At 71.8% G+C, this 20,301-nt stretch carries 20 protein-coding genes; 5 read left to right on the top strand and 15 right to left on the bottom strand.

Going from position 1 to position 20,301, the window contains the following annotated elements; translation table 11 throughout:
• Positions 1 to 331: helix-turn-helix domain-containing protein (locus tag ABZ194_RS28830; protein WP_355600171.1), on the bottom strand; the 331-nt coding region annotated here is incomplete at its 3' end.
• 464 nt (positions 332 to 795) lie between these two features.
• Between ABZ194_RS28830 and polX the strand changes: the two genes are divergently transcribed.
• Positions 796 to 2,478, top strand: a complete 1,683-nt coding sequence (polX, locus tag ABZ194_RS28825) for a DNA polymerase/3'-5' exonuclease PolX (RefSeq protein WP_355600170.1) — start codon at positions 796 to 798, stop codon at positions 2,476 to 2,478.
• A 426-nt stretch (positions 2,479 to 2,904) separates the two neighbouring features.
• Positions 2,905 to 4,380: a wax ester/triacylglycerol synthase family O-acyltransferase gene (locus ABZ194_RS28820; protein ID WP_355600169.1), complete on the top strand. Its 1,476-nt coding sequence runs from the start codon at positions 2,905 to 2,907 to the stop codon at positions 4,378 to 4,380.
• A 25-nt stretch (positions 4,381 to 4,405) separates the two neighbouring features.
• Here ABZ194_RS28820 and ABZ194_RS28815 read toward each other — a convergent pair whose 3' ends face one another.
• The gene (locus ABZ194_RS28815; protein WP_355600168.1) at positions 4,406 to 4,999 is read right to left on the bottom strand and encodes a helix-turn-helix domain-containing protein; all 594 of its coding nucleotides are present in this window, start codon (positions 4,997 to 4,999) and stop codon (positions 4,406 to 4,408) included.
• 276 nt (positions 5,000 to 5,275) lie between these two features.
• Between ABZ194_RS28815 and ABZ194_RS28810 the strand changes: the two genes are divergently transcribed.
• The gene (locus tag ABZ194_RS28810) at positions 5,276 to 6,199 is read left to right on the top strand and encodes an aldo/keto reductase (protein ID WP_355600167.1); all 924 of its coding nucleotides are present in this window, start codon (positions 5,276 to 5,278) and stop codon (positions 6,197 to 6,199) included.
• A gap of 111 nt (positions 6,200 to 6,310) precedes the next feature.
• On the opposite strand, the gene ABZ194_RS28805 is transcribed toward ABZ194_RS28810, so the two are convergent.
• From ABZ194_RS28805 to ABZ194_RS28765, 9 genes are all read right to left on the bottom strand, one after another.
• Positions 6,311 to 7,921, bottom strand: coding sequence for a cation acetate symporter (locus ABZ194_RS28805; RefSeq protein WP_355600166.1), 1,611 nt, complete (start codon positions 7,919 to 7,921; stop codon positions 6,311 to 6,313).
• Positions 7,918 to 8,259: a DUF485 domain-containing protein gene (locus ABZ194_RS28800; protein WP_355600165.1), complete on the bottom strand. Its 342-nt coding sequence runs from the start codon at positions 8,257 to 8,259 to the stop codon at positions 7,918 to 7,920. Before ABZ194_RS28800 ends, ABZ194_RS28805 begins: the two co-directional genes overlap by 4 nt.
• Before the next feature lie 170 nt (positions 8,260 to 8,429).
• Positions 8,430 to 9,677, bottom strand: coding sequence for a YcaO-like family protein (locus ABZ194_RS28795; RefSeq protein ID WP_355600164.1), 1,248 nt, complete (start codon positions 9,675 to 9,677; stop codon positions 8,430 to 8,432).
• A 5-nt stretch (positions 9,678 to 9,682) separates the two neighbouring features.
• Positions 9,683 to 9,823 carry a hypothetical protein gene (locus ABZ194_RS28790; RefSeq protein WP_355600163.1) on the bottom strand — a complete coding sequence of 47 codons (141 nt, stop codon included), beginning with the start codon at positions 9,821 to 9,823 and terminating at the stop codon, positions 9,683 to 9,685.
• Positions 9,824 to 9,901: 78 nt separating this feature from the next.
• Positions 9,902 to 11,401 carry a cation acetate symporter gene (locus ABZ194_RS28785; protein ID WP_355600162.1) on the bottom strand — a complete coding sequence of 500 codons (1,500 nt, stop codon included), beginning with the start codon at positions 11,399 to 11,401 and terminating at the stop codon, positions 9,902 to 9,904.
• Entirely contained in the window at positions 11,398 to 11,796 is a 399-nt protein-coding gene (locus ABZ194_RS28780) for a hypothetical protein (protein WP_355600161.1), read from the bottom strand. The genes ABZ194_RS28785 and ABZ194_RS28780 overlap by 4 nt, the downstream gene beginning before the upstream one ends.
• Positions 11,793 to 12,554, bottom strand: coding sequence for a LytTR family DNA-binding domain-containing protein (locus ABZ194_RS28775; RefSeq protein ID WP_355600160.1), 762 nt, complete (start codon positions 12,552 to 12,554; stop codon positions 11,793 to 11,795). Before ABZ194_RS28775 ends, ABZ194_RS28780 begins: the two co-directional genes overlap by 4 nt.
• A gap of 265 nt (positions 12,555 to 12,819) precedes the next feature.
• Complete coding sequence (locus ABZ194_RS28770; protein WP_355600159.1) at positions 12,820 to 14,016, bottom strand: histidine kinase; 1,197 nt, start codon at positions 14,014 to 14,016, stop codon at positions 12,820 to 12,822.
• Positions 14,017 to 14,136: 120 nt separating this feature from the next.
• Positions 14,137 to 14,349 carry a hypothetical protein gene (locus ABZ194_RS28765; RefSeq protein ID WP_355600158.1) on the bottom strand — a complete coding sequence of 71 codons (213 nt, stop codon included), beginning with the start codon at positions 14,347 to 14,349 and terminating at the stop codon, positions 14,137 to 14,139.
• Positions 14,350 to 14,610: 261 nt separating this feature from the next.
• Between ABZ194_RS28765 and ABZ194_RS28760 the strand changes: the two genes are divergently transcribed.
• The gene (locus ABZ194_RS28760; protein WP_355600157.1) at positions 14,611 to 15,306 is read left to right on the top strand and encodes a TenA family protein; all 696 of its coding nucleotides are present in this window, start codon (positions 14,611 to 14,613) and stop codon (positions 15,304 to 15,306) included.
• Between the two features lie 49 nt (positions 15,307 to 15,355).
• Here the strand turns inward: ABZ194_RS28760 and ABZ194_RS28755 are convergent, their stop codons facing one another.
• The 3 genes from ABZ194_RS28755 to ABZ194_RS28745 form a co-directional block, all read right to left on the bottom strand.
• Entirely contained in the window at positions 15,356 to 15,931 is a 576-nt protein-coding gene (locus tag ABZ194_RS28755; protein WP_355600156.1) for a hypothetical protein, read from the bottom strand.
• 368 nt (positions 15,932 to 16,299) lie between these two features.
• Positions 16,300 to 16,992, bottom strand: coding sequence for a DUF3618 domain-containing protein (locus tag ABZ194_RS28750; RefSeq protein ID WP_355600155.1), 693 nt, complete (start codon positions 16,990 to 16,992; stop codon positions 16,300 to 16,302).
• Positions 16,989 to 17,390, bottom strand: a complete 402-nt coding sequence (locus ABZ194_RS28745) for a phage holin family protein (protein ID WP_355600154.1) — start codon at positions 17,388 to 17,390, stop codon at positions 16,989 to 16,991. The genes ABZ194_RS28750 and ABZ194_RS28745 overlap by 4 nt, the downstream gene beginning before the upstream one ends.
• A gap of 225 nt (positions 17,391 to 17,615) precedes the next feature.
• On the opposite strand from ABZ194_RS28745, the gene ABZ194_RS28740 reads away from it, so the two are divergent.
• The gene (locus ABZ194_RS28740) at positions 17,616 to 19,028 is read left to right on the top strand and encodes an NERD domain-containing protein kinase family protein (RefSeq protein ID WP_355600153.1); all 1,413 of its coding nucleotides are present in this window, start codon (positions 17,616 to 17,618) and stop codon (positions 19,026 to 19,028) included.
• A gap of 85 nt (positions 19,029 to 19,113) precedes the next feature.
• On the opposite strand, the gene ABZ194_RS28735 is transcribed toward ABZ194_RS28740, so the two are convergent.
• Complete coding sequence (locus ABZ194_RS28735) at positions 19,114 to 20,052, bottom strand: diacylglycerol kinase family protein (RefSeq protein ID WP_355600152.1); 939 nt, start codon at positions 20,050 to 20,052, stop codon at positions 19,114 to 19,116.
• Between the last annotated feature and the right edge of the window lie 249 nt (positions 20,053 to 20,301).

Here is a 20,301-nt window from a genome sequence, read left to right as displayed (position 1 = left end):
ACGGAGCCCGTCCCAAGTGGCGCGCGATGTCCCGCACGCCGTACTGCTGGGCGCGCAGCACGGCGATCTCCTCGCGCTCGGCGAACGATAGGTAGCGGCCCGATGGCGGGTCCAGGCTGATCGGCGGCATGCCGCCACCTTCACGAAACCATCGCGGCCCCAGCGGCATCGACACACCGCACGCGACGGCGGCTTCCTCGCTCTGCAACCCCTGGGCGATCAGTCGCCAGAAGCGCTGCCGTTCCTCGCGCCGATTGACCGGGGGCCGTCCCGGCGAGCTAAGCGGCGGACGACCAGCCTGGAGCGCCGCACGCGCTCTTCCTTGCGCCACAACATCCTCCTGCGTGATCGAGGTGTTGCGACGACCCGTTGAATCCGCCCTCTACCCCCTGTTCGTTGTGATGGTCGGCCCCATCCGCCCCGGGACCTCGTCCGGGTGACCTGGCGGGCCGCGGGGATGGACGCGCGTTCGCGTTGGGCGGCGGAGCCCGGACCGGGGATGACGACTGTTCCATTGCAACCCTCCGGAAGCGCGGGACATTCCCGGCCGCCGCCCGGAGGTGTCCGCCGTGGGGCGGGAGGAGGCCGGGTTGGGCTCCGGAGATGACCGGTCTCCCGGAATTCGCGCGCCTGGTCGCCGAGGACCACAGCCGGGCCCCGGGGAGGCGACAGGCCTCGTGGCCAAGCCCGTGCCCGGTTTCCCGGCTCGGCGAGCTCCGGCGGCCTGCCGGGGTGTGGGCCGTACCGCCGGAGGGGAGATCGGAAAATGTGGGCGGGGCCTTCTAGGCTGGGGACATGGCACGAGCTAACGACGCGGTGGCGGCGGCGCTGGAGGAGTACGCGGAGCTCTTCGCGATGACGGGCGGCGACGCGTTCCGGGTGCGCAGTTACCAGAAGGCGGCCAAGGCGATCGCGGGGTTCCCCGAGGACATCGAGGTCACGGCGGTGCGGAACGTGCCGGGGGTGGGCGAGGCGATCGCCGGGAAGGTGGAGGAGTTTCTGGACAGGGGCAGTTTCCGGCAGCTCGACGACCTGCGCGGGAAGGTTCCCGAGGGGGTGCGGAGGCTGACCCGGATCTCCTCCCTTGGGCCGAAGAAGGCGATCTTCCTCTTCCGGGAGCTGGGCATCGACTCCCCCGAGGCCCTGGCCGGGGCGATCACGCGGGGGCGGCTGCGGGGGGTGAGGGGCTTCGGTGCCAAGACCGAGGAGAACCTGCTCAAGGGGATCGAGCAGCTTGAGCGGGACGGCGCCAGGGTGCACATCGGCGTGGCCATGGACCTGGCCGAGCGGATCGTCGCCTCGCTGCCCGCCGAGCGGATCGCCTACGCCGGGTCGCTGCGCCGGATGAAGGACACCGTCGGTGACATCGACATCCTCGCGGTCGGCCCCGAGAGCCTGATGGACGACTTCAAGAGCCGGCCGTACGTCGCGGAGGTCATCGCGTCGGGTGGGAAGAAGACCTCGATCCGCACCGCCGAGGGGCTCCAGGTCGACCTGAGGGTGGTGCCGGCGGAGTCGTGGGGCGCGGCGATGCAGTATTTCACCGGGTCGAAGGAGCACAACGTGCACCTGCGCGAGATCGTGGTGAAGAGGGGGTGGAAGCTCTCGGAGTACGGCCTGTTCGACGGGGAGCGGGTGATCGCGGCCGAGCGGGAGGAGGACGTCTACCGGGCGCTCGGCATGCGGTGGATCCCTCCCGCGCTGCGCGAGGACGGCGGGGAGATCGCCGCCGCGCTCAAGGGCGAGCTGCCCGTGCTGGTCACCGAGGAGGATCTCCAGGGCGACCTGCACACCCACACCGACCTGACCGACGGCATCGCCTCGCTGGAGGACATGGTCGCGGCGGCTCACGCGCGCGGTCACTCCTACTACGCGGTGACCGATCACGCCCCCGATCTCACGATGCAGCGGATGACGTTGGACAAGGCCCTGCGGCAGCGCGAGCAGTTGCACCGCCTTCAGGCGAGATATCCGGGCATGCGGCTGCTGCACGGCACCGAGCTCAACATCGCCCCCGACGGCTCGGTCGACTGGCCGGCCGAGGTGCTGGCGGGCTTCGACGTGTGCGTGGCGAGCGTGCACTCGCACTTCACCCAGTCGCGCGCGGAGATGACCCGGAGGTTCGTCACCGCGTGCGAGAACCCGCACGTGCACATCATCGGCCACCCCACCACCCGCAGGATCGGCAGGCGTCCGCCGGTGGACGCCGACTGGGACGCGGTGTTCCAGGCCGCCGCCCGCACCGGCACCGCGATGGAGATCGACTCCTTCCCCGACCGCTCCGACCTGCCCTCCGACCTGGTACGGCTAGCCCACCACCACGGTGTGCGGTTCTCCATCGACAGCGACGCCCACGCGGTGCCCCATCTGGCCAACCAGCGCTTCGGCGTCGGTATCGCGCAACGCGCCTGGCTGACCGCCGACGACGTGATCAACGCCTGGCCGCTGGAGCGGCTGCTGGCCTTCCTGGGACGCTGAACGTCACAGGGGCGCCGGCCCGTGTACCCCGCCTGCCCGGACCGGCGACGAGACGGGCGCGGGCCGGCCGCCGCGCACCCCGTACAACAGGTACGGACACCTCTTCGACGCCGTCGTGCCCCCTCCCGGTGACGGCGGTGGACGGCCGGCCGGAGCCCCGGCCGGCCGTGACCGGCGGTGCGCATGGCATCGGGGGATTCATGGCGTTTTAATACTCAACTCTTACCTCCCCGGTACGGCGTGCCGCGTTCTCCCTGTACGGCGTGCGTATTGAGTGATAGGGCAGGACATCTCACTGGAATCCACCGCCGAACCACCTCATACCGTCTGGAAGACTCCCAGAGTCACCCAGACGAAACAGAACGGAAACGAGTCGGAGTGATGATGGCCCTACCCGCTCCCGTCTTCCGCCAGGAGGTTCGACCGATGCGCCAGCTGACCGCGCTCGACGCGCAGTTCCTGCACGCCGAGTCGGCGACCACCGCGGCCCACGTCGCCGGGGTGGCGATCCTCGACCCGGCCCAGAGTCCTGCGGGTGCCGTCACACGCGAGGCCCTGATCGGACTGCTCCGCGAGCGGCTGCACCTCGCCCCCGCGCTGAGCCTGCGCCTGGTGGGTGTGCCGTTCGACCTCGACCGTCCGTACTGGGAGGAGGTCGTCGACCTCGACGTGGCCGACCACGTCCACGAGGTGACCCTCCCACTGCCCGGTGACGAGGCCCAGCTCGCCGAGCAGGTGGCCCGCATCCACGAGCGGCACCTGGACCGTGGCCGCCCGCTCTGGGAGATGTATCTCATCCAGGGGCTGACCGGCGGCCGGGTCGCGCTCTACGCCAAGATCCACCACTGTGTCGTCGACGGGGTGACGGGCACCGAGACCATGGCCGCCCTGCTGGACCTCACCCCCGAGCCCCGCACGGTCGAGCCGCCCCCGGCGTCGCCGTCCGTGACCACGGCTCCCGAACCGCTGGAGATGCTCGCGATGGCCGCCGCCCGGTCCGTGGCGCATCCCGCGCGGGCGCTGCGCGCGCTGGGCCGGCTGATTGCCGATCTAGACGCGATCCCGGTGGCCTCGGCGCTGCCGGGAGCCCGGATGGTGGCCGAGACGGCCCGGACGATCGGGGGGAACCCCGGAGAGCTGCCCGAGCTGCCCGTATTGTCCGCCCCGCGCACGCCGTTCAACGGCCCGATCAGCGCCGAGCGGCGCTTCTCCTACGGCTCGGTCCCGCTCGCGGACGTCAAGCGGGTCGCCCGCGCCTTCGGGATCAGCGTCAACGACGTGGTCATGACACTGTGCGCCTCGGCGTTGCGCGCCTGGCTGTGCGAGCACGACGCGCTGCCCGACCGGCCGCTGGTCGCCGCGGTCCCGGTCGCGCTCCGCACCACGGGAACGGAGGAGACGGTCGGCAACCGGCTCTCCGTGATGATCACTCCGATGCCGACGGACGTGGCCTCGCCCCTCGAACGCCTGCGGGCCATGGGGCGGACGATGCGCCGGGCCAAGCGCCGTTTCGCCGGCTCCCCCGCCACCTGGCTGGGCGAGCTGTCCTCGGTGCTGCCCTCGGCCGTCACCGCGCTCGCCACCCCCGCGGTCTTCCGGCTGGCCTCGATCGTGCTGCCGCCGATCAATCTGATCGTGTCGAACGTGCCGGGACCGCAGCTCCCGCTGTACCTGTGCGGGGCCCGGGTGCTCGCCTACCATCCGATGTCGGTGCTGACCGACATGAGCGGCGGGCTCAACATCACCTGCTTCTCCTACGACGGCTCGCTGGACTTCGGCGTCCTCGCCTGCCCCGACCGGGTGGAGGACGTGTGGCGGCTGATGGGTCACCTGCAGGAGGCGATGGACGAGCTGGTGGAGCTGGTCGGTCCCAGCCCGGCCAAGGAGATGATTCCCGTCTGAGAGGCCGCCGGCGCCGGCGCGGACGTCACCCCAGGGCGTGGGCGATGAGCTCGGCGACGGCGTCGGCGTCGATGTGGTGGCCGGTGAGCTGGCAGAGGTTCTCCTGGTAGAGCAGGACCGCGGCGAAGGTGACCGCGGCCACCTCCAGCCGGGCGGCGTCGCCGCGGGGCGTGGGCAGCGCCAGCTCCAGCGCGAACCGGGCCCGCCGGATGATCTCACCGTTCAGCCGGCCGAGCCGGTCACGGACCGAACGGTGGGTGTCCGCCTCGCGGAACAGGATGCGGCGCATCGCCGGGGAGGCTCTGAGCGGCAGGCGGCGGGCCAGCCGGGACAGGGCCCCCGCCGCGTCTCCGGGGACGGCCTCCACCTCGGGAACCTCCTCGACGAGGGTGCGCTCGTCGATCAGCGCGACGAGCACGTCGATCTTCTTCGGGAAGTAGTGGAAGACCAGGCCCTTGGGCACCCCGGCCAGCCGGGCGATCTCCGCGGTGGGGGTCGCCTCGTAGCCGATCCCGGCGAAGAGCTCCTCGGCGGCGTCGAGGATGCGGGTGCGCGCGCCGGGGTCGGAGGCGTCACGCGTGCGCCCGGACATGCCGGAGCGCTCTCTGAAGCTGGCCACAGCCCGAACCATAGCCCCGGATCCCGCCGGTTTTCCATGCCGCCGGGGGGAGAGCACCGTACGCCTCGGGGACCGGCCCGGATCCGCAGCGCCATCGACGCATCCCGGAAATTCGCGAAATCCGCGAAATCTGGAACATACCGGCAGTCGCCAACGCAGCGACGGAGGTGCCGGGAGAATCCCGGAGGCCCCTGCCGGTACCGCGGGTAATGACGTCCAGTCGGCCAACAAGGGGCCCATTAAATCCATATTTATCCAGCAAATAGGGTGATAAGTATGAGCATTGCTGAGCTGAACCTCTTCCCGCTCTGCCTGGGCGGCAACGTATTCGGCTGGACCGCGGACCGGGACGCGTCCTTCGCCGTCCTGGACGCCTACGCCGAGGCGGGCGGCAACTTCGTGGACACCGCCGACGTGTACTCCGAATGGGTTCCCGGGCACACCGGCGGGGAGTCGGAGACCGTCCTCGGCGACTGGATGGCCGCCAGGGGCAACCGCGACCGGATGGTGGTGGCGACCAAGGTCGGCTCGCTGAGCAGCCGCCTCGGGCTGTCGGCGGCGAACATCCGCCGGGCCGCCGAGGACTCGCTGCGACGGCTGCGGACCGACCGCATCGACCTGTACTGGGCGCACATCGACGACGCCGGGACCCCGCTGGAGGAGACCCTCGGCGCGTTCGACGACCTGATCGGCGAGGGCAAGGTCCGCAACATCGGCGCCTCGAACCACGGGGCCGAACGGCTGGCCGAGGCGCTGGCCGTCTCCGATCGGGAGGGCCTGGCCCGCTACGGGGTGCTGCAGCAGCACTACAACCTGGTGGAGCGCGGCTACGAGGGCGCGCTGCGCGAGGTGGTGCGCGCCGAGGGGCTGACCAGCACGCCGTACTTCGGGCTGGCCCGCGGCTTTCTGACCGGCAAGTACCGGCCCGGGGTCACGGTGGACAGCGCCCGCGCGGGCGTGGCGGCGGCCTATCTGACCACCGAGCGCGGTCCCCGGGTGCTGGACGCGCTGGACAAGGTGGCGGCCGACCGCGGCGTCGCCCCGGCCACCGTCGCCCTCGCCTGGCTGGCCGCCCAGCCGACCGTGGCCACGCCGATCGCCAGCGCCCGCAGTGTCGAGCAGCTCCGGCCGCTGCTCGCGGTCGCCGAGCTGAAGCTGGGCGAGGACGAGCTGGCACTGCTGGACGCGGCCTCCCGGTAGGCGCCTCCCCCGTAGGCGCCTACCGGCGGACGGTAAGCGCCTTCCGGCGGAGATCGGTACGGCGCCGGGCCCGGCCGCGTCACGGCCGGGCCCGATCCCCCTCGTCCAGGCTCAGTGCCGGACGGCTCCCTCCGCTCCGACGCCGGTGAGCGAGCGGACCTCGATCTCGGCGTACTTGGCGGGGTTGTATTCCTTGCTGAGCCGTGTGCCGGCGAAACCGGCCAGGAACCCGAGCGGGATCGAGACGATGCCGGGGTTGCTCAGCGGGAACCAGGCGAAGTGGGCGTCCGGGAACAGCGAGGTCTCGCCGCCCGACACGACCGGTGAGAAGACCACCAGGAGCAGCGCGGAGACCAGGCCGCCGTAGATGGCCGAGACGGCTCCGGCGGTGTTGAAGCGCCGCCAGAACAGGCTGTAGAGGATGGCGGGCAGGTTGCCCGACGCGGCCACCGCGAAGGCCAGCGCGACCAGGAAGGCGACGTTCTGCCCCTGGGCGAGGATGCCGAGCCCGATGGCGACCGCGCCGATGACGAAGGCGGAGACCCTGGCGACCAGGACCTCCTCCCGGTCGGTGACGTCTCCGCGCTTGAACACGTGGGCGTACAGGTCGTGGGCGAAGCTCGACGAGGAGGCCAGCGTCAGGCCGGCGACGACCGCCAGGATGGTGGCGAAGGCGACCGCGGCGATGACGGCCAGCAGGATCGTGCCGCCCACATCACCGAAGATCTGCTCGCCGATCGCCTGGGCCAGCAGCGGCGCCGCGGTGTTGCCCGCCTTGTCCTGCGCCGCGATCGCCTTGCCGCCGACCAGCGCCGCCGCGCCGAAGCCGAGCGTGAGGGTGAGCAGGTAGAAGACGCCGATGATGCCGATGCCCCAGAGCACCGATTTGCGGGCCTCCCTGGCGGTGGGGACCGTGTAGAAGCGGATCAGGATGTGCGGCAGGCCCGCGGTGCCGAGCACCAGTGCGAGACCGAGGCTGATCAGGTCGATCTTTCCGGCGAGCCCCTGCGCCGCGGTGCCGTACTTCAGGCCGGGGACGAGGAACTGGCCGCCCTTGCCGCTCCGGGTGGCGGCCTCGCCGAGCAGTGCCGAGACGTTGAAGCCGTACTTTCCGAGCACCAGCAGCGTGACCAGGGTCGCACCGCCCATGAGCAGCACGGCCTTGACGATCTGCACCCAGGTGGTGCCCTTCATGCCGCCGACGACCACGTAGACGACCATCAGCAGGCCGACACCGACGATGGTCAGCGCCTTGCCCGCCGGCGACGTGACGCCGAGCAGCAGGCCGACCAGCGCGCCCGCGCCGACCATCTGGGCCAGCAGGTAGAAGATCGACACGGTGATGGTGGAGACGCCCGCCGCGGTGCGGACCGGGCGCGGGCTCATCCGGAAGGCCAGGACGTCGGCCATGGTGAACTTGCCGGAGTTGCGCATCAGCTCGGCGACCAGCAGCAGCGCCACCAGCCAGGCGACCAGGAAGCCGATCGAGTACAGGAAGCCGTCGTAGCCGGAGAGGGCGATGATCCCGGCGATGCCCAGGAAGCTCGCGGCCGACATGTAGTCGCCGCCGATCGCCAGGCCGTTCTGCACGCCGCTGAAGGACCGGCCACCGGCGTAGAAGTCGGTGGCGTCCTTGGTGTTGCGGCTGGCCCAGAAGGTGATCGCCAGCGTTCCGGCGACGAAGATCAGGAAAAGGGTGGTGGACAGCGTCTGGTGGTTCACGCGTTCTCCTTCTCGGCCTCGTGCTCGGCCTCCTGGCGGATCTCGTCGGCCAGCGGGTCGAGCCGCCTGCCGGCGTACCGGGAGTAGGCCCAGGCGATCAGGAAGGTCGAGACGAACTGGAGCAGGCCCAGGATCAGCGCCACGTTGACGTTGCCGAACACCTTGACGGCCATGAGGTCGCGCGCCCAGCCGGACAGCACCACGTAGAGCAGGTACCACGCGAGGAAGGCCCCGGTCATCGGAAACGCCCACGACCGGAAGCGCCGTCTCAACTCCTGGAACCTGTCGTCGGCCTCTATCCGTTCATAAACCGATGAGTCATGTTGCCTGGCGGTCATCGGACCTCCCACAAATGTGATCTGGATCACGGACAACGTAGGAGGGGAAGGTACCCCGCGACGAGCCCCTGACGTGGGCTCTTCGCCCAGCCGCCGACGAGTCGCGCTTAGTTGGGGATGGCTTGCGGTGAAAGGTCCGTCTTATGCGCCCAGCGGTTGGACCGGCCTCGTCACCGGTGGCCGGCGAGCCGCCGTACCGCCCGGCCGGTGGGCAGGACCGGAACCGCGCTGTGGACCATGGAGAACGTCTCCAGGCCCGGGACGATCACCGTGAGCACCGGACATCTGTCGTGCGCCGGATTCCAGCGGAAGAAGTACGCGGCGAAACCGGAGCGCTCCAGCGTCTCCAGGATCACGGCGACCTGTTGGTCGACGCCCTCGGGCCCGGCGGCGGGCAGCCGCGCGTCGAATGCCAGCCGGCCGATCAGCGGGGCGGGGTCGAGCCGGGCGCAGCGTTCGAGCAGCGGCCAGCGCCGCAGGCTCTCCAGCCTGCGGCCCAGGGTCAGGTCCACACCGAGCGACAGGTTGAACGACGACTGCGCCACCTCGGTGAGCGCCCGCTCCACCGCGTACTCGGGGTCCAGTGAGGCACCGGAACCGATCACCCCCGGGTACGGCCCGGCACGCGAGGGAAGCGCGCAGTAGGTGGGGATGCCCAGGTCGGAGGTGATGTCGACGACCAGCGGGGGTGTGCCGAGCTGGGCGGCGACCTCGCCGTGGAGATGGCGCAGGTCCGGCGGGAGGAGACCGGGGTCGAGCACCGACAGCGGCGAGGTCCCGTCGAGATACCAGTCGAGGAAGGCGTGGGAGAGCGCGTCCCGCTCGACGACCTCCAGCAGGCCGTGCAGGAGCGCGTCCCGCTCGGCGACCCCGGTGGCCGTGCCGCTGTCGTAGGCGTAGCGGAGATAGGGCTCGTAGCACAGGTCGTCGCCGGGGATCGGGTGGCTGCGGCAGGACGGCGACCTGGAGAAGGCCGGGTACCAGAGCGCGGGCCGCCCCGGGGTCATCGGTTCGGCGCGCAGGCAGGCGAGGTCGGCGCCGGGATAGTCACGGGCGAGGCGGTGGATCATCTCCTCCCCGCGCAGCTCGGGCTGTGACACCACGGCCGTGACGGACAGCGCCCGCACCCGCCGGCGGTCCCGGTGCTCCCGGGCGAGTGCCGCCTGCCCCTCCTCGTGCTGGAGGTGCTGCCATGCCTCGAACAGCGCGCTGACCCTGCTCTGCGTGCCGGCCCCCTTGCCGAGGGATGCGGTGACCGCGCGCCCGGCCGGGTCGCGGACGGTGCAGCGATGCACGGGAAACTCCGCCGAGCCGGCCGAGATCAGCTCCGTCGACAGACCTCGGTCTGCGAGAACGGACTCGATGACGGCCAGCGCGCCGGCGAGACCGGTGCCGCGTTCCCGCTGGGCGCGCGTCACCACGGTCAGCGAGTTCCGGGAGCGAACCTCATGGTGAAGAACTGGTCGAGGAGGACCTTCTCGGCCGGGGTCACCGAGAAGTCGTCCTCCAGTTGGAAGCCATCCGGTTTGAGAAGCGACTGACCGTTGGAGTTGCTGTTGCCCATCGCGCACTCCTTTACGCCCGCTTGACTACCCGAAATGCCGGATATTACTGATCATTTCGACATAGGTAATGGATCTTGTCAAGGGGAGCGTGGACGCCAGTCCCCGCGATCGAGATCCAGCGTCTCAGGAGTGTGCAGACGGACCATGATCCGGGCCACCCCCGGCGGGATACGGCCCGGGGTGAGCAGCGAGACCACCACCATCACCGCGAAGGCGACCGGCACCGACCAGGCGGCCGGCTGGGCCAGCAGCGCCCCGGTCAGGCCGGTGTGCGGGCCCCCGACGAGCGTCAGCAGCACCGCCCCGCAGGCCAGCCCGCCACCGGCGAGCAGCCCTGCCGTCGCGCCCGCGGACGTCAGCCGCCGCCACCAGATGCCCAGCACCAGCAGCGGGCAGAAGGAGGACGCCGCCACCGCGAAGGCCAGCCCCACCACGTCGGCGACCGGCAGCGCGCGGGCCAGGGCCGCCAGGCCCAGCGGCATGACCACGGCCACCACCGTCGCCGCCCGGAACGAGCGCACCCCGCCCCGGAGGATGTCCTGCCCGATGACCCCCGCGACCGAGACCGTCAGCCCCGAGGAGGTCGACAGGAACGCCGCGAAGGCCCCGGCCGTCACCAGCGCGGTCAGCAGGTCCCCCGCCACTCCCCCGAGCAGCCGCCCGGGCAGCGTCAGCACCACCATGTCGCCGCCCCGCAGCCCGGGAAGGTAGATCCGGCCCAGCGTGCCGTAGACGGCCGGCATCAGGTAGAAGGCGCCCAGCAGCGACAGGACCACCAGCGTGGTACGGCGTGCGGCCCGGCCGTCGGGGTTGGTGTAGAAGCGGACCAGCACGTGCGGCAGCCCCATGGTGCCCAGGAACGTCGCCAGGATGAGCGAGTAGGTCGAGTAGAGGCCGTACTCCCTGCCGCCGGACAGCGGCAGCGCCCAGGTGGCCGTGTCCCCGGCGTCCAGCCCCGGCGCGCCGCCCGCCCGCCAGGCCGACAGCAGGAACACCAGCGGCACGGCCAGCGCGGTGAGCTTGAGCCAGTACTGGAACGCCTGCACGAACGTGATCGACCGCATGCCCCCGGACAGCACGTTCACCGCCACCACGGCCGCCACCAGCAGCCCCCCGGCCCAGTCCGGCGCCCCGGTGATGGCGCGCAGCACCAGACCCGCGCTCTGGAACTGCGGCATCAGGTACAGCCAGCCGATCAGCACGACCAGCACGCCGGCCGTCCGGCGCACGGCCATCGACTCCAGCCGCGCCTCGGCGAAGTCGGGAAGGGTGTAGGCGCCCGAGCGGCGCAGTGGCGCGGAGACCAGGACCAGCAGCACCAGATACCCGCCGGTCCAGCCGACCGGCAGCCAGAGCATGTCCGCGCCGTGGACGAGAATCAGCCCGGCGATGCCCAGGAAGCTCGCCGCCGACAGGTACTCCCCGCCGATGGCCGAGGCGTTCCAGAGCGGGGAGACCGTGCGGGAGGCGACGTAGAAGTCGGAGGTGGTACGCGAAAGCCGGATGCCGAACGCGCCGATCAGCACGGTCGCCAGCATCACCAGCACGACCGCGATCACGCCGTACGCGGTGCTCACCGCGCCCGCTCCACCAGCTCGGCGAAGTGGCGCTCGTTCCGCTCGGCCTGCCGCACGTAGAGCCAGGCTCCGGCGACGAACGCCGGGTAGATCAGACCGGCCAGCACCGCCCAGGGCAGCGGGATCCCCAGCAGCCGGATCCCACGCAGCCGGGGCACCAGCAGGAACAGCAGCGGAAGGCCGCCGACCACGCAGCCGAGCACCGTGCAGACGAACAGGGCCAGCCGGAACTGGGTGCGCACCAGCGAGCGCATGTAGACCTCGCCCAGCCGGGTCTGCTCGTCGATCTCCCGGGTCACCGGGTAGCGGGGGTGGCGGGCCGCCGTGGTGCGGGGGCTGGTCACGACCTCGCGTCTCGGCCGCCCCGGCTCGGGGGACTCCGGTCCCCCGCTCATTCGGGCCGGCCCCTGCGCGCCCGGCGGACCAGCAGGTCGCGCAGCTCGCGGGTGTGGCGCCGGCTCACCGGGATCTCGGTCTCGCCGATGCGGACCACGCAGCGGCCCGAGTCGATGTGCAACTCGTCGATGTGCCTGAGGGCGACCAGGTGACTGCGGTGCACCCGGACGAACCCCGCCGACGACCAGCGCTCCTCCAACGTGGCCAGCGAGATGCGGACCAGGTGGCTGCCTCCCGCGGTGTGCAGGCGCGCGTAGTCGCCCTGCGCCTCGACGTAGCGGACCTCGGAGCCGGCCACGAACCGGGTGACGCCACCCAGCTCGACCGGGATGGTGCCGGGGTCGGTACGGCCGGCCCCGTCGCCCTCCGGCAGCTCGGCCGAGACGCACACCCGCCGGACGGCCTCGGCGAGCCGCTCCGGCCGTACCGGTTTGAGCAGGTAGTCCTCCGCCTTGATCTCGAAGGCGTCCACCGCGTGCTCCTCGTAGGCGGTCACGAACACCACCCGCGGCGGGCTGGCGAACTGCGACAGCAGCCTGCCGAGCACCACCCCGTCCAGGCCCCGCATCCGGATGTCGAGGAAGACCGCGTCGATCGGCCGCCTCTCGGCGATCGCCCGGTCCAGGACGCGCAGCGCCGCGGCCCCGTCCCTGGACAGGAAGACCTCGCCGATGCGGGGATCGTCCCGCAGCAGGTAGGCCAGATCCTCCAGGGCGGGGAGCTCGTCGTCCACCGCCAGGACGCGAAGGCCGTTCACGCTCACTCCTCCGGATCGGCGACGGCTGAATCCCTAGAGGGTGATGAATCAGATATCGCCTGTCAACAGTTCCAGAATCCCCGAATCCATCGAACTCCCCGGAAATCACCTTGGTTCCCCTGCCGATCCGGAACACCTCCCCGCGGCGTCCACCGAAGAACGGGGCCGAGAACGAGTCGCCCCCTGGAAATCACCTCCGTCTCCCCCTCTTCCGCGCGCGGTGTCCAGCGGGGCAGGCCCGAGGGCGTGACCCGAGGGTGGAAGGTCAGTGGGCGGAGACCCCGGGACGGTACTTCGGCAGGCGGACGCTGACCCTGGTGCCCGCTCCCTCACCGGTCTCGGCCACCAGGCCGTACTCGTCGCCGTAGACCTGGCGCAGCCGCTCGTCCACGTTGGCCAGGCCCACTCCCCCCGTCCCCGAGCGCTCGTCGGCGTCACCGGCCAGGATGCGGCGCAGCCGATCCGGGTCCATGCCGACGCCGTCGTCCTCGACGCTGATCCGGCACTCGGCCCCCGCGTCCTCCGCGACGATCGAGATGCGGCCGGCGCCGGGCTTGCTCTCCAGGCCGTGTCTCACCGCGTTCTCCACCAGCGGCTGCAGGCACAGAAACGGCACGGCCACCGCGAGCACCTCGGGGGCGATCCGCAGGGTGACCTGGAGCTGGTCGCCGAACCGGGCACGCTCCAGGGTGAGGTAGCGGTCGATGGAGCGCAGCTCCTCGGCCAGCGTGGTGAACTCCCCGTGCCGCCGGAAGGAGTAGCGGGTGAAGTCGGCGAAGTCCAGCAGCAGCTCACGGGAGCGGTTCGGGTCGGAGCGGACGAAGCTCGCGATGGTCGTCAGCGAGTTGTAGACGAAGTGCGGGGAGATCTGCGCGCGCAGCGCGCGGACCTCGGCCTCCATCAGCCGCGTCCGGGACCGGTCGAGCTCGGCCAGCTCCAGCTGCGAGTCCACCCAGTTGGCCACCTCGTGGGTGGCCCGGACCAGGCCGGCCGAGGCGTGCCCGCCGTAGGCGGCCAGCGAGCCGACCACCCGGCCGTCGGTGGTGAGCGGCACCACGACGGCGAACCTGATGGGGCATTCGGGGATCTCGCACGAGACGACCTCCGGGCCGAGGACCTGGGTACGGCCCCCGGCGAGGGTCTTGGCGGCGTACGCGAACGCCTCCCGGGCGTGGTGGTCGCCCTCACCGTCGTAGACCAGCAGCCGCTGCTCGTCGGTGATCGCCAGGGCGGGAGAGCCGAGCAGCGCGCGCAGATGCCGTGAGGCCCGCTGGGTGCCCGCCTCGGTCAGCCCCCCGCGCAGCGGCGGCGCGGCGAGGGAGGCGGTGTGCAGGGTCTCGAAGGTGGCGCGCTCGGCCGGGCTGCTGCCCAGGTCGCGCCTGCCGCGCAGCACGCGCCACAGCACCAGGGCCGGGACACCGACCAGGGTGACCAGCAGCAGCACGGCGACGAGGGGTTCCACGTCCCGGACCCTATCTGTGCGGGTTCGGCGGCGCCGGTGGGACAGGCATCACGCCGGGCCCACACCTGGCCCCCGGCTGCTCACAGCCCGCCCGCACCGGCCGAGAGCGGCCCGGCGGCGTCAGGGCAGGCGTCCTCGCAGGAGGGCCTGGGTGACCTGAACCACCCGGATGGCCTGGAGTCCCACGGCCGCCGGTCGCACCTCGCCGGGCGGGCCCTCACCGTTCTCCGGGGGGCGGCCGGCGCCGTGGAGGTCGCCCGTCTGGAACCGGACGGGGTCGGCGTAACCGGGTGGCACGATGACGCAGCCCCAGTGGTAGAAGGTGTCGTCCATCGCGGGGATCTGCTCTCCTTTCCTCAGCGCGGCGTCGCGGCGACGTCGAGGCCGACCGGTCCGGCACGACCCCGGGTCCTCCCCGGTCCGCCCCCGCCGGTCCGCCCCGCGGAACGTGCCCGACCGTCTCCGAGGAAACCCCCTCCAACCTGCAAAGACTCCTTGATCCGGAGAATTCGCGGCTCCGGCGGCGTCGCTTACCGCCGACCGGCGGCTAGCATTCACGCTGATCGACTTCCCAAGATCCCGAGGAGAGGCTCCGTGGACCCGATTCCCTACCGCGAGTGGCGCATGGACGTCGTCGATCCCGGCTTCAGCGAGTGGCTGCGGTCGGGGTGCGAGCCCGAGTGGACGGCGGTGGTGACCCATCCGTTCGCGGCCTCGATCACCCGGGGCGACACTCCCGACGACGACATGCGCCGCTACCTGCTCCAGGACTTCCAGTTCGTCGACTCGTTCACCGCGCTGCTCGGCGCGGCCGTGGCGAGCGCCGACAACTTCGAGTCGCGGGTGCCGTTCAGCCGGTTCCTGGGCGAGACGGCCACGGCCGAGGAGAAGACCTACTTCCACCGCGCGCTCGCCGCCCTCGGCGCCACCCCCGCCGACGTGGCCTCCGCGCCGGCCGAGCCGGTCACGGCCGACTTCCGCGCCCTGATGGACGAGGCCAGGACCAGCCTGGACTACCCGGTCATCCTGGCGATCCTGTGCGTCGCGGAGTGGAGCTATCTCGGCTGGGCCGCCCTGGCCGAGGGGCCGCCGCCGGAGAGCTTCGTCCACCGCGAGTGGGTCGAACTGCACGAGGGGCCGGCGTTCCGGGCCTGGGTGAGGTTCCTCCGCGGTGAGCTCGATCGCCTCGGCCCCGAGCTCACCGCCGCCGAACAGCTCCGCGTGTTCGGCTTCTTCCGCCGCGCCGTACGGCTGGAGCTGCGGTTCTTCGACATGGCGGCCGGTTCCTGACCGCCGGTGACCCGGTGGGCGCCGCCCCGCGCGCCCGTCCCGGGTTCCGTCAGGGGCGCACCGTCGTGGCGACGGTCTTGGTGAAGCGGTGGTTGCAGAACCGTTCGCGTGACTCCTGACGGCTGTCGTGCCGGTCGAACTCCTGCTTGCTGAGCCCGTCGAAGCTGTCGAAGCCGAGCTTGGCGACCGCGGTTCCGGCGGTGTGGCGGGAAAGCCGGGCGGTGAGGACGATCCGCCCCTTGTGCGGGATCTCGCCGCCGGCGGCGCACCAGACGCCGTCGGGGTGCTTCCGGCAGGGGAAGGTGGCGACCCGCCTGCCCGCGGTGTCGAAGAGTGTGGCCTTGGCCGGGCCCCGGGCGCCCTTGGGGAACTTACCGCCCACCCAGAAGGAACCCCAGTAGGGGGCGAAGGACTCCATCCAGGTCATGGAGTAGTTCAGGGTGTAGGTGACGCGTCCGGCCCGGTGGACGTGGGGGGTGGCCTTGGCCGCCACCTTGATGCTGATCAGGGGGTCCCGCTGGCATTTCTTGGCGGTGCCGGCGCAGGCGGCCTCAGCCGGGGCGATCGGGGACAGTGCGACTGCGACAAGGGCTAAACCTGCGGTGAGGCCGAGAGCACGGCGCATAAGATCTCCTTGGTGTTCTGCCGGAGAACGCTACTTCCGCCACGGCGTCTCCGCTCCGGATTTCGGAGGGACCAGGCCGGGCGGGCGGTTGGGGAAGAGTCGCGGAGCCGCGTCACGACGGCGGCGGAGGCGACCGGCGGGCGGTGGCCGTTGCTCATGCGCTGCCCGTCCTGAAGAGGTTGACGGATCCCGACATCGACCACAACGTACAAGCCGCCCGAACGGTTCAGCGGACGCGTCACCGAATGTGGCGGAGCGCTGGAAGGAGCCTCGGCGCGGGCGGGAACCGGCGGGGATGTTCCGAGCAGGCGGAAAGGAGGGGGCCCGCCGCCCGCCCGGAAGCGGCCAGATTACTCCTTCTCCCCCGCCTACCTCCTCTTTCTCCCGCCCCTGCCCCTGCCGCGGCTCAGCGCGCGGAACACGACCAGCCCGAGCACGGCCACCGCCGCGACGAGCGCGACGGGACGCTTGCCGGCCTCGGTCGTCACCCGCCCCGCCGCGTCCTTGATCTCGACGGGGGTCGCCTCCTTGACCCGTTCCACCATCTCGGTGGCGGTGGTGGCGGTAGCCGCCCGCACCCTGCGCAGTTCGTCGCCCACCTGGGTGGCCGTCTCCTGAACGCGGCCTTTGACGTCGGTCTTGTGCATCAGAGCCTCCACGGTGTCGCCCAGTTCACGGCGGTCTCTCTCGATGTCCCGCCGTACGGATTCCTTACTCGTCCCGCTGTCCGCCCCGCCGGCGGCGCCCGTCCCGGCCTGGCCCGACCCGGCACCGGCCGCGGAGAGGCCGGTGCCGCCCGCCGCCCGCCGCCCCGGCGCGGGGGCGGCCTCCGGGGCTCCGGTCCCCCCGGCCGTTCCCTCCGGCAGCCGGGGTGTCCCGTCGTGCCGGGACGACGGCACGACGGGGTGCGCGGCGGACATGCCGTCCAGTTCCTTCGGCGGGAGGTTCAGCGACATCCGCTCGTCGGAGGGGATCGGCGTACCGACCTCCTCCCGGCGGGCTCCGACGGCCCCGGCGTCCGGAATGTCGTGGCCGCCTCCGCCCGGATCGTTCTCAGTCATCGGTGTGCTCTCTCCCTCACCGCGTCGATGTCGTGCTTGATGCTCTCGATGGTCCGCTCGGGAGCCGCTGGAGTGGCCTCGGCCACCTGACGCCTGCCGAGGAGGCCGAGAAGGGCTGCCACGGCCAGGAGCACCACGCCCACGATCACGGCGGCCACCCATCCGGGCATGACCCGGGCGAGGAGAAGGATGACCGCGGCCACCAAAGAGCCGCCCCCGAACAGGGCCACGACGCCCGCCCCGCCGAACAGCCCCGCTCCGATCCCCGCGTGTTTGCCCTTCTCCGCCAGTTCCAGCTTGGCCAGGCGGAGCTCGTCCCCGACCAGGCGCGACACCTCCTCCGACAGCTGCCGGATCAGCTCGGCCGTGGACAGGGCGTCCTTGGAACCGTTGCTCATGGCATTCCTCCTCCCTCCAGGAGAAGGCGTCTACCCTCTCCCACCGCGGCAAACCTCCGCCCGGCGGCGATGGACCGTGACGTTGCCCGTCCTTTTCCCGGTCGGTACGGTCCGTTTCCCCTCGCCCCCGCTCCCGGCGCCGCTGATCTCCGCGCCACGGCCGCCCTCATCGTGAGACCCTTGCCCCAGCTTCGGAACACGGCGAGGAAGGGCGGCGCGCTAGAAATGGCACAGATCGTCGGTGGCGGACGCCCGGTCAACGACGCCGAGCGGCGGGTCATCGCGCATCTGCGGGACAACTCCCCCGACGACTGGCTGTTGCTGCACAACATCGAGGTGCCGCGCGGCGACGACGCCTTCGAGGTCGATGTGATCGTCATGACCCGCCACTCGCTCTGCCTCATCGACGTCAAGGGCACGCGAGGCCGGATCGAGGTCGCCGGGACGCGCTGGTTCCCCGCGCGGCGGGACGCGTTCGGTTCCCCGGTGGCCAAGCTCCGCGGCAACGGGCGCGCGCTCAAGGGGCTGCTCACCCAGGAGCGGCGGGAGCTGGAGCGGGTGTACGTCGACAGCGTCGTCGTGCTGACCGGACCCGGCACGGAGCTGGTCGACCCGGTCGGCCGTGACTCGCGGCACGTCACCGACCTGCCCGGGCTGATCGGCACACTGAGCGACGTCTCACGTATCAGGCGCGGCTACACGCCGGACGCGACGCCGTACCGCACCGCGATCATCGAGGCGCTGAACGGCAGCGTGCGGCGGTCCACCGCGCCGCCGAGGTTCGGCAACTGGGAGGTGCGGGAGCAGCTGGGCGGGGACAGCCGGACCACCGAGTACCGGGCGACCAGCGCGACGGTCCCGGGGAGCGAGACGGTACTGCTCCGGGTGTACCGGGCCGATCCGCTGGCCGAGGAGGAGCCTCGGGCGGCCGAGCGGCGGCTGATCGCCAACGCCTACCAGTCCCTCACCCGGATCCCCCCGCACCCGTGTGTCGTGCGGTCCCGCGACTTCTTCGCGATCGACGACGAGAGCCGGTTCGTCCTGGTCCTCGACGACGTGCACGGCCAGGCGCTGCAGCTGCACCTGACCGCCTCCCGCAGGACCCTGTCCACCGCCGCCAGGCTCGACGTGGTCGAGGACATGCTGCTGGGGCTCGCCCACATCCACGCCAACAACGTCGTCCACCGGGCGCTCAGCCCGGCCCGCGTCCTGGTCACCGAGGACGGGCGGGCGATGCTGACCGGGTTCGACTACGCCAAGCCCGGTCCGCGCGCGCACACCGTGGCAGGCGAGCTGCCCAACGTGCTGGACATCCACTACGTCGCCCCGGAGTGCCAGGCCAGGCCCGAGCGGATGACGGCCGCCGCCGACGTGTACGCGGCCGGGGTGATCGCCTTCCAGTTGCTCGCCGGCGAGCGGCCCCCGGCGGGAACCGGCGCCGAGACCGTCGTGGACGGCGTCCCGCCGGGGGCCGTGGAGGTGCTGCGGCGCATGCGCGACCACACGCCCGCCAGGCGGCCGAAGGCCGTGGAGGCCCTGGGTGACCTGCGGCGGGCCCGCGAGGGGCTCACACCGGAGCGGGAGTCCCTCCTGCTCGACAGGGTCCGCAACCGGCTCCTTCGCTCACTCGGACGGTAGGCCGGGACCTGCCGTCCGGATGGGCGGGCCCCCTCACCGGCCCGGCCGGTCGCGGGACACCCCCGGCGGGGCGGCACGGGGCCGCTCAGGAGTCGACGAAGTGGTCGGGGACCATCACCCGCAGGCCGTTGGGAACGGTCCGGATCGTGATGGGGGTCATCAGGCGGACCTCACCGTCGACGTCCGCGGCCATCGGGGGGTCGGTCTCCAGGTAGATCTCCCTGCCGACGACGAAGGGGCCGCCCGCCAGGCTGCGCCAGCGGCCGGAGGTGGCACGGACCAGGGTCTCCAGCAGGAGCCTGAGACGTTTGCCGGAGCCGAGCTGGTAGGCGACCAGCCTGCCGTTGTCGATGCTGATGTCCCTGGCCACCTGCCAGCCCCCGTGGAAGCGCCCGTTGGCGATGTTGAGCTGGTGGGTGAGCAGCTCGTGGCGGCGCCCGTCCGCCGTGATGAAGGCGCGGAACGGCCGGTGGCGGGGGAGGACCGTCAGGGCCGTGAGCGGGTAGGCCGCCCGCCCGAGAAGGCGCTTCAGCCAGGGCCTGACCTTGCCGGCCACCTCGACGGAGACGCCGAAGCTGGCCAGGTTGGCGAACTCCCTGTCACCGGCGACGCCCAGGTCGATGTCGGCGACCTTGCCGGTGCGGAACACCCGGATCGCGCCGGGCGGGTCCAGCGGAAGGCCGAGACTGCGGGCGAAGTTGTTGGTGGTGCCCAGCGGCAGCACGCCGAGGGCGACGTCACGGTGGGCGACGTGCTTGACGGCGGCGCTGAGGGTGCCGTCGCCGCCGCCCACCACGAGCAGGTCGGGCCCGGCGGCCAGGGCCTCGTCCAGCGTGGCGCGCAGCCGCCGGGGATCGACCACGGCGAAGGCGCGGATCGGCTCGAAGCCCTCGGCGCGGAGCGTGCTGATCACCTGGGGGTAGAGACGACGGCCGCGGCGCGAACGCGTGTTGACCACCACGCAGATGCGGCGCTCGGTGCGGACGGCCTCGGTGTGCTCGGCCTTGCTGCGAAGCTCTCCCACGCTGCCCCTCTCCGGTCGGGCGCCCTCCCCGGGAAAGGCGGGAAGGCGGTGAACTCATGCCGGGTGCCCTCCCGGGTGGGGCCGGGGGTTCTCCCGGTGAAATCGTAGGGCCCCGCCGCCGTCGTCGACGGCGGGGCCCGCTGCCGGTGATCCGGGGCTACCGGTCTGCGGGCTAGTGCTCCGGCCTTCAGGCCGGGGGTGAAGGCCCGCGCGGGAGTGCCCGCCAGGGCGCGAGCGTGCCCTGGCCTT

This window comes from Streptosporangium sp. NPDC006007, from assembly GCF_040614315.1.
Lineage (GTDB): Bacteria > Actinomycetota > Actinomycetes > Streptosporangiales > Streptosporangiaceae > Streptosporangium.
Note: the sequence above shows the minus strand (reverse complement) of the source record. Positions and strands in the feature narration are given on the sequence as shown.